Consider the following 12,714-nt stretch of genomic DNA (forward strand, 5'->3'; position numbering starts at 1 on the left):
CTGAAACGAGCCTACCTGCGTGGTTCGCAGGAGTGGGCAGGAGAAAAGCCTATGTCCGAGATTAATCTTACTTTCCCCGATGGCGCCGTCCGAGCTTTCGCCTCCGGCACCACGGGTACCGAGGTCGCCGCCTCCATCGCCAAATCTCTCGCAAAAAAATCGCTCGCCATGAAGCTCGACGGCGTGCTGAGCGACCTGTCCGACCCCATCACGGCCGATGCGAAGTTCGAGCTCGTCACCCGCGAGAGCCCGGAAGCGCTCGAACTCATCCGCCACGACGCCGCGCATGTGCTGGCGGAAGCCGTGCAGACCCTGTGGCCGGGCACGCAGGTGACCATCGGCCCGGTGATCGAGAACGGCTTCTATTACGACTTCTTCCGCAACGAGCCCTTCACCCCCGACGATTTCGCCGCCATCGAGAAGAAGATGCGCGAGATCATCGCCCGCGACGCGCCCTTCACCAAGCAGGAGTGGAGCCGCGAGGAGACCAAGCGCGTCTTCCGGGAGAAGGGCGAGGCGTTCAAGGTCGAGCTGGTGGACGCCATTCCCGGTGACCAGTCGATCAAGATCTACCATCAGGGCGAGTGGTTCGACCTCTGCCGTGGCCCGCACATGCCGAGCGTGGGCAAGGTGGGCGACGCCTTCAAGCTGATGAAGGTGGCCGGCGCCTATTGGCGCGGCGACGCCAACAACCCGATGCTGACCCGCATCTACGGCACGGCGTGGCGCACCCGCGAAGAGCTCGACGCCTATATCCACCAGCTGGAGGAAGCCGAGAAGCGCGACCATCGCCGGCTCGGCCGCGAGATGGACCTGTTCCACTTCCAGGAGGAGGGGCCGGGCGTCGTGTTCTGGCACCCGAAGGGCTGGAATCTGTTCCAGAACCTCGTGTCCTACATGCGCCGCCGCCTCGCAGCAGACTACAGCGAGGTCAACGCCCCGCAGGTGCTCGACAAGTCGCTGTGGGAGACCTCGGGCCATTGGGGCTGGTACAAGGACAACATGTTCAAGGTGCAGCCGGCCGGCGACACCGAGGACAATGACCGGGTCTATGCGCTGAAGCCGATGAACTGCCCCGGCCATGTGCAGATCTTCAAGCACGGGCTGAAGAGCTACCGCGACCTGCCCATGCGCCTCGCCGAGTTCGGCGCCGTGCACCGCTACGAGCCGTCAGGCGCGCTGCACGGGCTGATGCGGGTGCGCGGCTTCACCCAGGACGACGCCCACATCTTCTGCACCGAGGATCAGATGGCGGCGGAGTGCCTGAAGATCAACGAGCTGATCCTCTCCACCTATGCCGATTTCGGCTTCGAGGAGATCGTGGTGAAGCTCTCGACCCGGCCGGACAAGCGCGTCGGCTCCGATGCCGTGTGGGATCACGCCGAGGAGGTGATGACCCGCGTGCTGGAGACCATCGAGAAGCAGTCGGGCGGGCGCATCAAGACCGGCATCCTGCCGGGCGAGGGCGCGTTCTACGGGCCGAAGTTCGAATACACGCTGCGCGACGCCATCGGCCGCGAATGGCAGTGCGGCACCACGCAGGTCGACTTCAACCTGCCGGAGCGCTTCGGCGCCTTCTATGTCGACGCCGACGGGCAGAAGAAGACGCCTGTCATGATCCACCGCGCCATCTGCGGCTCGATGGAGCGCTTCACCGGCATCCTCATCGAGCACCACGCCGGGCATTTCCCGCTCTGGCTGGCGCCGGTGCAGGCGGTGGTGGCGACCATCACCTCGGAGGGCGACGAGTACGCGCAGGAGATCGTCGCGCTGGCGAAGAAGCGCGGGCTGCGGGTGGAGCTCGATATCCGCAACGAGAAGATCAATTACAAGGTCCGCGAGCACTCGCTGGCCAAGGTGCCGGCGCTCGTCGTGGTTGGCCGCAAGGAGGCCGCCGAGCGCACCGTCTCGATCCGCCGCCTCGGCTCGCCGAACCAGACCACGCTGACGCTCGACGAGGCGCTGGATTCGCTGGTCGCGGAGGCCAGCCCGCCGGACCTGCAGCGGGACTGAGGCGGCGGTCGCCCCTTCCACACGCGTCATCCCGGACGGCCGAAGGCCGATCCGGGATCGCATGGCGCGCCGGTGAGCGATCCCGCGGCTTCGCTGCGGGGAGCCTGCCCTTGGGCTTGCCGGAGGCAAGACCCGAGAGGCCGGGACGACAGCCTAGACCGAAACACCGTCATGACCGGGCTTGACCCGGCCATCCACGCCTTCAATGGAGGAATTCATGGATCCCCGGGTCAAGCCCGGGGATGACGGCCGCGAGCGGGGGATGACGGCGTGAAGGGCGCAGGTCGCGACGGCGACGACGGTCATCCCGGTCGCCTGCGCCTCCGGTGCCTCGCTACTCGTCCGGCGTCTCCGCCGGGCGGACGGGCTCGGGCTGCGGCTTTGGCGTGGGCGGAGCGGGCGGTGGCGGGGCCGTGTAGGGCAGGGTGTTGCGCTTCTGGCTGGGATTGGCCGTGGCGCCCGGCACGTTGAGCCGGCGCTGCTGCGCGGTCCAGCTCGATGGACCCTGCATCAGGTTCTGGCTGTTCGGCCGGACCGAGCCGGGACGTTGTTGCATGTAGGGCGAACCCGTCTGCGCGAGCGCCGGCACGGCGCCAAGCATCAGCGCCAGCGTCGCCGCCGTGAGAAATGTACGTGGCACCTGTGCGCCTCCCTCGCCTCTATCTAGGGTGCCGGGGGCCCGCGCGCCACGGTCCTTCGCGGGACGGAACGATGCAATATTTGTCGGCGCCGGAATTTTCCCCGGCGTTGCCATGGCGGGTCAATGCGTGGATATTCCGCTGGCCCCGCGTCGGCGGCGGCGTTCTCGGAGCGGTGGAAGCGAACATGGCGGACCAGAATGCGGCCATTCTGGTGGTCGATGACGTTGCCGAGAACCGGGACCTGCTGATCCGCCGCCTGCGCCGGCTGGGCTTCTCGCGGCTCGACGAGGCGGCCGACGGGCATGCGGCGCTCGCCGCCATCGGTCAGACCCCTTACGACCTCGTGCTGCTCGACATCATGATGCCCGAACTCGACGGCTTCGGCGTGCTGGAGCGGCTGCGGGCGGACGGGCGTATCAACGAGCTGCCGGTGATCGTCGTTTCCGCGCTCAACGAGATCGAACCGGTCGTTCGCTGCATCGAGCTCGGCGCCGACGACTTCATCTTCAAGCCGTTCAACCCGACCCTGCTGCGCGCCCGCGTGCTCGCCACGCTGGAGAAGAAGGCACTGCGCGACCGCACGCGCGACGAGCTGCGCCGCAAGCAGATCGAGCTGACCGAGGCGCGCACGCTGCAGCTCTCGCTGGTGCCGCCGCCCTTCGCCGGCACGGTGGGCGGGCGCCGCGTCGCCATCGAGACCTTTCTGGAGCCGGCGAAGGAAGTCGGCGGCGATCTCGTCGATTATTTCCCGGTTGGCGAGGGCCGCATTGCGGCGATCGTCGGCGACGTCTCCGACAAGGGCGCCGGTGCCGCCCTGATGATGGCGCGCACCCATTCCATGTTCCGCGCGCTGGGCACGCGGCCGGATGCGGCGGAGCTGTTCGCCGACCCCGCCCGCCCGGCCGAATTGGTCAACGAGGCGCTGGCGCGCGGCAACGCCTCCTGCATGTTCGTGACGCTGCTGCTGGCGGTGCTCGACGCGCCTTCCGGCCGGCTGTCCTATGTCCGCGCCGGCCATGTGCCGCCCTATCTGCGGGCCACCGACGGCACCGTCTCGCGCCTGACCGCCGCCGGCGGGCCGGCGCTCGGCGTGATGGAGGGCATGCCCTACAGCAGCGCCACGGTGACGCTGGCGCCGGGCGAGCGGCTTCTGGTCATCACCGACGGGCTGACCGAGGCGCACGACCCGGCGGGCGAGCCTTACGGCGAGGAGAAGGTGGGCGCGTTCCTCGCCGACCTGTCGGGTGGCGAGCGGCTGCCGCTACCGCGTCTTGCGGCGGGGGTCCGCGCCTTCGAGGCCGGGCTGCCGGCCTTCGACGACATGGCGGCGCTGCTGCTGTCGCTCGATGTGCCGGGAGAGGTCTGAGACGTGCGGCCTGAGATTTCGGGGGTGGAGATGGGCGAGAACGCCGCGAGGGACGAGATGGACCACGGCAACGAAGCGACGCTGCTGCGCGCCACGCTGGAGAACATGTCGCAGGGCGTCGCCATGTACGACGCCAGGCACCGGCTGGTCATCTGGAACCAGCTCTTCCGCGACTATCTCGACATGCCGGACGAGTTTCTCGGCACCGAGCACACCTTCTCGGACTACATCCGCTATCTCGGCGAGAGGGGCGAGTTCGGCGACGTCGACATCGAGGTCGCGCTGGCGCAACGTCTCAAGCAGCTGGAGACCCATCACCGCTTCGAGCGCACCCGGCCGGACGGCACCGTGCTCGAAGTACGGCGCGATCCGGTGCCGGGCGGCGGATTCATCGCCATCTACACCGACATCACCGAGCGCAAGCAGGCCGAGACCAAGCTGCGCGAGGCCAAGGAGGCGGCCGAATCCGCCAGCCGGGTGAAATCCGCCTTCCTCGCCAATATGAGCCACGAGCTCCGCACGCCGCTCAACGCCATCATCGGCTACAGCGAGATTCTCTCCGAAGACGCGGCCGACGAGGGCAACACCGCCATGGTGGCAGACCTCGACAAGATCCAGGCCGCCGGCAAGCACCTGCTGGGGCTGATCAACGACATCCTCGACCTCTCCAAGATCGAGGCCGGGCGGATGGACGTCTATCTGGAACAGGTCTTCCTCAGCCGCATGGTCGAGGAGGTGAAGACCATCGTCGGCCCGATGATGACCAAGAACGCGAACGAGTTCGTCATCGACTGCCCGGTCGACATCGGCACGCTGCGCACCGACCTGACCAAGCTCAAGCAGAGCCTCATCAACCTGCTGAGCAACGCCGCCAAGTTCACCAAGCAGGGCACGGTGACGCTGCGCATCTCGCGCGTCACCCAGGTCGATGGCTGCGGCACGGTGCGCTTCGACGTGACCGACAGCGGCATCGGCATGAGCGAGGAGCAGATGGGCCGCCTGTTCCAGGCCTTCACCCAGGCGGATTCCTCGACCACGCGCAATTTCGGCGGCACCGGGCTCGGCCTCACCATCACCAAGCATTTCGCCGCCATGCTGGGCGGCGCGATCTCGGTGGCGAGCGAGCCGGGCAAGGGCTCGACCTTCACGATCGAGCTGCCGGCGGAGACGCGGGCCGCCGCCGCCGATGGCTCCACCGGCGCCGTTCTCGATCCCGGCGCGCCGGCCGAGCCGGGGGCGATCACCGTGCTGGTGGTCGACGACGATCCCGCCGTGCACGAGGTGCTCGCGGCGACGCTGGGCAAGGAGGGCTACATTCTGCGCCATGCCCGCGACGGGGTGGAGGCGCTCAACATCATGCGCGCCGACCCGCCCGACCTCGTGACGCTCGACGTGATGATGCCGAAGATCGACGGCTGGTCGGTGCTCGGCATCATGAAGTCCGAGCCCGCGCTGGAGCACATACCGGTCATCATGCTGACCATCGTGGACGACCGTAATCTGGGCTATTCGCTCGGCGCCTCGGAATACATGACCAAGCCGATCGACCGGCAGCGGCTGATCGCGCTGATCCACAAATTCGCCCCCGGCAGCGAGGAGGGCGTCGTGCTGGTGGTGGACGACGACCCGCAGGTGCGCGCGCTGGTGCGCCAGACCATCGAGAGCGTCGGCCTTCATGTGGCGGAGGCCGCCGATGGCGCGGAAGCGCTGGCGTGGCTCGATGCGCACCGGCCTCCCTCGCTGGTGCTGCTCGACCTGATGATGCCGGTCATGGACGGCTTCACCTTCCTCGCGCAGGCACGCGCCGTGCCCAAATTCGCCGAACTGCCCATCGTGGTGCTGACGGCCAAGGAACTGACCGACCACGAGCGCGACTTCCTGGCGCGCAACACGCTGCTCATCCTCAACAAGAGCGCGCAGCCGATCGGCACGCTGGGCGCCGCCCTGGCCCACATCGCCAGCCACAACCGCTGAGGAGCGCGTGCGATGACGAAGATCCTTCTCGTGGAGGACAACGAGATGAACCGCGACATGCTCTCGCGGCGCCTCTCGCGCAACGGCTTCGAGGTGGTGATCGCGGTCAACGGGCAGGAGGGCGTCGACCTCGCCCTCGCCGAGAAGCCGGCGCTTATCCTGATGGACATGAGCCTGCCCGTGCTCGACGGCTGGGAGGCGACGCGCCGGGTGAAAGCGAACCCGGAGACCGCCGGCATCCCGGTCATCGCCCTCACCGCGCACGCCATGGCCAAGGACCGCGACGACGCCATGGCGGCGGGCTGCGACGAGTTCGACACCAAGCCGGTCGAGATGCCGCGCCTGCTCGGCAAGATCCGCGCGCTGCTCGGCCTGCCGGACTGAGCCGGGCGCCGGACACGGGCGGGCCGCGCGCGGGACTGTCATCGCTTCGTCATGTGACGGCTCCACAACGTGGCGCGGCCGGCGCGCCTCCGCCGAGACCACCCCCCAGCGAAAGTAGTCGAGCGTTATGGCGATCGTTGCGCTTTTGATGTGCGGGCTGGGGCTGTTCTTCATTGGCGTGCGGAGCCTGTCGGCAAATCTGGTGCCGCTGGTCGGGCGCCGCGCCCGCGCCGCCTTCGCGCGGGCACTGCTCGGGCCCTTCAGCACGGCGGCGAGCGGCACCCTCGCCGGCATGATCACCCAGAGCTCGACGGCCGTGTCGTGGATCGTCGTCGCCTTCGTGCGCGGCGGCGTGCTGAACGAGGGCCGTCCGCTGCTGGCGCCGACCTGGTCCAATGTCGGCACGGCCCTGCTGCCGCTGATCGTCGCCATCGACACCTCGGTCGCGGCCGGCATCGTCATCGGCATGGTCGGTTTCGCCACCTATTTCCGGCTGGCGCGCGGCGACCGCATGCGCAATGCGCTCGACGCGGCACTAGGCGCGGCGCTGCTGCTCTACGGCATGCATCTCGTCTCTGTCGCCGTCGGACCGGTGCGCGAGGGGCTGATGCACCATCCGTGGTGGGATGCGGCCGTGCAGAATCCATGGGTCCTCGGCCTGATCGGGGCCGGCTTCTCGCTGGCGGCACAGTCCTCCTCGGTGGCGGCGGCGATCGCGGTGGCGGCGGTCGGCGGCGGCTTGCTCACCATCGGCGAGGCGCTGCCGCTGGTCGCCGGCGCCAACGCCGCCGCCATCGTCAACAATGCGGCGCTGATCCCCGGCGAGACCACGCCGGGGCGCGTGGTGTTCGCGCTGCAGGCGGTGCAGAAGGCCGGAGGCTCGCTGCTGCTGGTCGCCGTCGCGGTCGTCGCCGCCCTGCGGCCGGACCTCACCGAGCAGGTGTTCGCCTTCGGCCATGATGTAGGCGCCGAATTGGCCCTCGTCTTCCTCGCCGCGCAGGTCGGCGGTTCGCTGATGACGATGGCGCTGGAGTGTCCGACCCGGCGCGTCCTCGCCCGGCTCATGCCGATGAATGCGGTCGAAACGCTGTCGCAGCCGGCCTTCCTGCTGCGCGAAGCGCTGACCGACCCGGCCGCCGCGCTCGACCTGTCGACCCGCGAGCTGGCTCGGCTGAGCGCCCGCCTGCCGCTGCTGCTCGACCATGTGCGCGAGGAGGGCGATCCCGCCTCGCCGACGCCACCCGTGCTGCGAGCCGCAGGAACCGGCCTGTCGGCCTCGGTGAAGGCCTATCTCGCCGCACTGCTCGACGCCCAGCCGGGCCGGCACGAGGTGGCGGTGGCGCTGCTGCTCGACGACGGGGCGACCAATGCGGGCGCGCTGCATGAGGCGGTGGCGGAATATGCCGAAGCGGCGGAAGCGGCCCGCGCGCTGCCCACCGCCCAGCGGCTGACCGAGGCGCTGCACCTGCTGCTGGGCGCGGTGGCCGAACACGCCGAAAGCCTCGGCGCCGACGAGCCCGACCTCGTGCTGAGCCTGCTCGGCCACCGGGACCATCTGATGAAGGAACTGCGCGAGCGGCTGTCCTCCCAGGACGAGATTTCAGCGGCCGAGCAGAACGCCCTGTTCCGCATGACGGTGCTGTTCGAGCGCATCGTCTGGCTGGCGCGCCGGCTGGTGAACGACTTTGCGCAGGTGCACCGGTCGCTCGCCGCCCATTGACCGCGCGGCCGATCACGACTCCGGGGCGGACCCCTGCGGCGTGGCGGCGAGGCTGAAGGTGAGAGTCACGACGTTGCGCCCGTCCTCACGCCGATAGGCGACGCTGTCGGCGAGGGTGCGCACCAGATGCACGCCGAGCCCGCCGATGCGCCGCTCCTCCAGCGAGCCCGCTATATCGGGCGCCGGCGCCTGAAAGGGATCGAACGCATTGCCATCGTCGCTGAAGATGGCCTCCAGCACGTTGCCGGCGCGACGCACCCGCAGCGCGATCTCGCCGGCGCGCCCATCCGGATAGCCGTAGTCGACGGCGTTGTTGAAGAACTCGTCGGCGGCGAGCTGGAGCCGGTAGGCCGGGGTCGGCGGGATCGCCTCGGCCTCGACATAGGCCTCCAGCCGCTCGGCCAGCGTTTCCAGCTTGCCGATCTCGTTGGCGAGGCAGATGTCGAGTTCGTGGTCTGCCATTCGCCCGCCCCCGCCGGCTGTCTGGCGTTGCTGTCAGGCTAGCGTCGCGAGCGCCGCCTCCCGGCTCGGATGGATCGGGATGAGCGTCGAGAAGCCGCTCACGTCGAACACCTCATGCACCTGCGGGATGAGGCAGCACACCGCCAGCGTGGCTCCCGAGCTGCGCGCCAGCTTGGTGGCCTTGAGCACGACGCGCAGGCCCGCCGAGCTTATGTAGCTGAGATCGGCGAAGTCCAGCAGGATGACCTCGCCGCCGGCTGGCGCCTCGGCGAGAAACTCGTCCAGCTTGGGCGAAGAGCTGCTGTCGAGCCGCCCCCGCACCGCCGTGACCACCACATTGCCTTCGACGAAGCGCTCAATATGTATCAAGTTTCCGACTCCACATCTGCCCATGCGGCAACGCCGACAGGCTGGTTCGCGCCTCACGGCGCCCCCGGTCTGCCCATCGCGTGAGGATGGGCTAGCACTATCGGCAAAGGTCAGGGCGTGCAAGGCGCGCCCCGGTACCGGCCGGGGCGGGAGCCCCGACCTTCGTCGCTGCCGTGCCCTCGCGGGCACGTTGCGGCTCAGTGCTCGAAGCGCAACAGCAGGGCCTGCCGCTCGCCGTCACGCTCGATCACCAGCCTGTCGGCGCGCTTGCTCAGCATGTAGCCGACGAAGCGTGCCACCGCCTGCGCGTCGCCGAGCAGGTCCTCCGGCGAGGGGCGATGATTGGGAATTTCCAGCGGCGCGCCGGTATAGACGAGGCGGACGTCGAAATTGTTCTCGTCAAAGCGGGCCCGTATCTCCAGCCCGTCCTCGGCGACGCCGGTGTCGAGCAGCATCTCGACGCCCTCCGCGACCACCGGAATGGCGGCCGCCACCACGTCGCGCCGCGCCCCCCACAGGTCGCCCTGGCGCTCCAGGAATTCCGTGGCGACGGTGAACGGGCTTTCCTCGGCGGTCACCTGCCGGGATGCCTCGCGGCCGATACCGATGCGGAACAGCAGGTTCAGCAGGATGGCGACGCCGGTGGAAATGGAGAGCGGCGACTCGAGGATCGGCTGCATCCATTCCGGCGTGGTGCGCACCAGTTCCGGCAGCACGGCGACGGCAAGGCCGGTGAGCACGGCAAGGCCCACGGTGAAGATGCGCCGGTCGCTGAGGCGGCGGGAGAGGATGAGTTCCATGCCCGCCACGATGAGGAAGGCGGCGGCATAGATCAGGATCGCGCCGATCACCGGCGGCGGGATGATGGTGAGCGCGGCGATGAGGCGCGGCGAGAAGGCGGCGAGGATCATGATCACGCCGGACACGATGCCGACGCGCCAGGCCGTGGTGCCGGTGGCAAAGGCGACGCCGATGGCCGCCGAGGAGGAGGCGCTGGAGAAGCCGCCGGTGACGGCGGCGCCCATGTCGGCGATGGTGTTGGCGCGGACGGCGCGGCCGGCCTCGTCGAGATCCGCCCGGCGCCAGTCGGCATCGTCCATGCGCTGCATCGACACCACGGTGCCGATCATGTCGACCGCGGTGATCACGCCGGTGAGGATGGCCGCCGGCACCAGCGCCCAGGAGAAGAAGCTGACGCCGGGAAAGCCGATATGCGGCAGGTCGATCACCGGCAGGGCGTTCAACGCAAATTCGGGCTCGGGAGCGATGCCGAGGAAAGCGGACATGCCCCAGCCGGCGCCCGCACCGATGGCGACCGCGAACAGGCGCAGCAGCCCGCGCGAGAAGATGGCGAGGCCGATGATGACGACCAGCGCCACCAGGCTGGCAAGCGGGAAGCGCAGGTCGAGCTGCGCGACGGCGGTCTCGGCGGTCAGCCCGAAGAAGCGGCGCAGCGCCGGCTCGGCCAGCGCGACGCCCAGCATTGTGACGGCGACGCCGCAGACCTCGGGCGGGAACACCGCACGCAACGCGCCGAGGAAGCGCGACAGGGTGAATTGCGAGAAGGCGGCGATCAGGCTCATGCCGGCATAGAGCGAGGGACCGCCGACCGCCAGCGCCTGAATGGCGAGCGGCAGATGCGCCATGTTGGGAATCTGCACCAGCAGCCGGCCGGCGCCAGGGCGCGGCCAGCATTCGATGATGGTGGCGACACCCATGAAGATGATGCAGCTGGTGATCAGCACCTGCGTGTCGCTGAAGGACAGGCCCGCCTCGGCAGCGGCCACCAGCGGATAGACCACGAAGAGCAGGGCGAGCACGGCATGCTGCACGCCGAGAATGAGGAGCGTTCCCAGCGGCGGCTTCTCATCGGCGCCGTAAAGGATGTTGGACGGTTTACGCGGCATCGGGAAGCCAACAAGCGAGGGAAGGGGCACCGGGTGCCGTCTTTGCCGCCCCTGGCCCGGGTGGGCCGAAGGCGCAAGGATTCGCATCCGCCGGGCGACTATGGAGCCGGGGAGGGGACCGGGCAAGCTGACGGAAGGTAGGGTCTGCCGGGCAGGCGTACTGCGGGCTCACACGAGCACAGGCTGCGCCGGAGCGGTCAAACGGAGCCTCCGCCGCCCCGTCCACCGAGCACGCCGTCTGACCATGCTCGCCGACCGGGGCGCTTCTCATCGCCGGGCGAGCGGAGGCTGGACATAAGTTATCCAGCAATTTCAATAATTAAGAGAGGGCTTGGAAAAGCTGAGCCGCCCCGGAAACGGGGGGGGGGCTCGCCGAGCAAGCAAAAAATACCTTCAGCAGAGCATTCAAATGTATGTGATAAGTATTATTTCAGAATAGATTGGGCCAACAAATAGGCAAACAATTTCAATGCACTATATGAATTGGGCTGGACGTCAGTGAGACGCTATGCGATCTTGGGCGGAAGGCAAGGATTAATTCCGGCTATCTGCGGGTTGCTCGACTTAGGTCATAATGGTCGCTCCGTCGGTCGACGGTGTCGGCACCGGCGCCGTTAGCTCGACCCGGACGGGTTACGGAAGCGCACACCGGCGCCGCCGTCGTTCTCGGGAATGAACTCAATGCCTGCCCCCTCTAGGGCCGTAACAATGGCAGCCAAATTGTTCGCGATCGGGACCCGCAAAGAGCGCTCGAAATCCACGATTGTCTGGCGAGAGACGCCTGCATTTCGAGCGAGCAGTTCTTGACTCCAACCCAGCATGGCTCTTGCGCCGCGGCATTGTTCAGGAGAAAGAACCGCGGCTGAGCGACATGCTACGAACATGACGCCCAGCCTAACCACAACCCAAGCTGTGTGGAGCTCGGATCATGGCTGATTCTGAGATTAGCACGAGTCTGTCCCGGCCATCCCGGAGAGACGTTCTCTCGGCCGCCCGGCTGACTGTCGGTGGGACCTCTTTCAACAGCTCACCTTTGGCTCCGCCCGACGACGACGCAACGGATGCGGCTGTCCTTGCATGGAAGGCGTGGCGCGCAGCGCATCGGCGCACACTCGCCCTGTGTCGGAAACAGCAAGCTCTGGAGTCCGAACTCGCGCGGACAATCGGCTTTCCGCAGGCGGTTCTGGCTACAGCCGAGCTGCCGTCACCGATGCGCATCAACTCCTTGCGGCAGTTCGATGAGCTTGCGGCCGATCTGCCGTCGCTTTGCACCCGGCGCGCCGAAGTCGCTGCAGTGCTGCGCGCGCACCAGCAGCGTTGGGACGACGCGGATCGCGCCATCGGGTACTCCGTCGCTCGGCAGCAAGAGGAGGCGGTTTCCGACGAAGAAGAGCGCCTGATGACTGGGGGTCTTGCAGCGGAGGCCATGTCACTGCGCGGCCTCTCCACGAAGCTCGACGTGCTGATTGCCGTCGGCGCTGATGGCGCAGAGGGGCGGCATTTCCCGTGGCCGGAGCTGCGGCGCATTCGCAGGGATGTTGCGCGCTTGGTGCAGCTGCAGCGTCACGATGCAGTCGGCTTCACTGATTGAAGCAGTGCTGTTGAGGCCCATGCGGAAGAGCGGGTGCGGGTGCTCGAATTCCGTTAGGGCAATGGCACATCTGTTCTCGGCCCGGCGCCATCGGGACTGTGGCTGAGACTACGAGACCGTCGCGACGGTCGCTCTGATCTACCTCGCCATCAGCGCTGGCATCGTCGGCGTGCTGAAGCTCGCCGAATGGCTCCATCCGGGCAAAATCTCTGACGTTGCCCCTCCTGGCTAATCCAGATTGAAGTTCGTTCTGGCCCACTGAGAGGACCAGAACATGAGGCGCAGCC

The 12,714-nt window shown here is 67.9% G+C and carries 11 protein-coding genes; 6 read left to right on the forward strand and 5 right to left on the reverse strand.

The window, feature by feature from the left end:
- Window positions 1-51: 51 nt before the first annotated feature.
- Window positions 52-2,013, forward strand: coding sequence for a threonine--tRNA ligase (thrS, locus tag MWN33_RS16235; protein ID WP_247202076.1), 1,962 nt, complete (start codon window positions 52-54; stop codon window positions 2,011-2,013).
- A 334-nt stretch (window positions 2,014-2,347) separates the two neighbouring features.
- On the opposite strand, the gene MWN33_RS16240 is transcribed toward thrS, so the two are convergent.
- Window positions 2,348-2,653 (reverse strand): hypothetical protein, encoded by a 306-nt coding sequence (locus MWN33_RS16240; protein ID WP_247202077.1) that lies wholly within the window; start codon window positions 2,651-2,653, stop codon window positions 2,348-2,350.
- 185 nt (window positions 2,654-2,838) lie between these two features.
- On the opposite strand from MWN33_RS16240, the gene MWN33_RS16245 reads away from it, so the two are divergent.
- The 4 genes from MWN33_RS16245 (at window position 2,839) to MWN33_RS16260 (ending at window position 8,098) form a co-directional block, all read left to right on the forward strand.
- On the forward strand, window positions 2,839-4,020 hold the full coding sequence (locus tag MWN33_RS16245) for a PP2C family protein-serine/threonine phosphatase (protein ID WP_247202078.1): 1,182 nt from the start codon (window positions 2,839-2,841) through the stop codon (window positions 4,018-4,020).
- A gap of 3 nt (window positions 4,021-4,023) precedes the next feature.
- Window positions 4,024-5,994, forward strand: a complete 1,971-nt coding sequence (locus tag MWN33_RS16250) for a response regulator (RefSeq protein ID WP_247202079.1) — start codon at window positions 4,024-4,026, stop codon at window positions 5,992-5,994.
- 12 nt (window positions 5,995-6,006) lie between these two features.
- Window positions 6,007-6,378: a response regulator gene (locus MWN33_RS16255; RefSeq protein ID WP_247202080.1), complete on the forward strand. Its 372-nt coding sequence runs from the start codon at window positions 6,007-6,009 to the stop codon at window positions 6,376-6,378.
- A 127-nt stretch (window positions 6,379-6,505) separates the two neighbouring features.
- Complete coding sequence (locus MWN33_RS16260; RefSeq protein ID WP_247202081.1) at window positions 6,506-8,098, forward strand: Na+/Picotransporter; 1,593 nt, start codon at window positions 6,506-6,508, stop codon at window positions 8,096-8,098.
- 12 nt (window positions 8,099-8,110) lie between these two features.
- On the opposite strand, the gene MWN33_RS16265 is transcribed toward MWN33_RS16260, so the two are convergent.
- From MWN33_RS16265 to MWN33_RS16280, 4 genes are all read right to left on the reverse strand, one after another.
- Window positions 8,111-8,560, reverse strand: coding sequence for an ATP-binding protein (locus MWN33_RS16265; protein WP_247202082.1), 450 nt, complete (start codon window positions 8,558-8,560; stop codon window positions 8,111-8,113).
- Window positions 8,561-8,593: 33 nt separating this feature from the next.
- Window positions 8,594-8,929 carry an STAS domain-containing protein gene (locus tag MWN33_RS16270; protein WP_247202083.1) on the reverse strand — a complete coding sequence of 112 codons (336 nt, stop codon included), beginning with the start codon at window positions 8,927-8,929 and terminating at the stop codon, window positions 8,594-8,596.
- A 197-nt stretch (window positions 8,930-9,126) separates the two neighbouring features.
- Entirely contained in the window at window positions 9,127-10,836 is a 1,710-nt protein-coding gene (locus MWN33_RS16275; protein ID WP_247202084.1) for a uracil-xanthine permease family protein, read from the reverse strand.
- Between the two features lie 614 nt (window positions 10,837-11,450).
- Entirely contained in the window at window positions 11,451-11,720 is a 270-nt protein-coding gene (locus tag MWN33_RS16280) for a helix-turn-helix domain-containing protein (RefSeq protein WP_247202085.1), read from the reverse strand.
- Window positions 11,721-11,764: 44 nt separating this feature from the next.
- On the opposite strand from MWN33_RS16280, the gene MWN33_RS16285 reads away from it, so the two are divergent.
- Window positions 11,765-12,427, forward strand: coding sequence for a hypothetical protein (locus MWN33_RS16285; RefSeq protein ID WP_247202086.1), 663 nt, complete (start codon window positions 11,765-11,767; stop codon window positions 12,425-12,427).
- Window positions 12,428-12,714: the final 287 nt, after the last annotated feature.

This window comes from Ancylobacter koreensis (assembly GCF_023016525.1).
In the GTDB taxonomy this organism is placed as follows: Bacteria; Pseudomonadota; Alphaproteobacteria; order Rhizobiales; family Xanthobacteraceae; genus Ancylobacter; species Ancylobacter koreensis.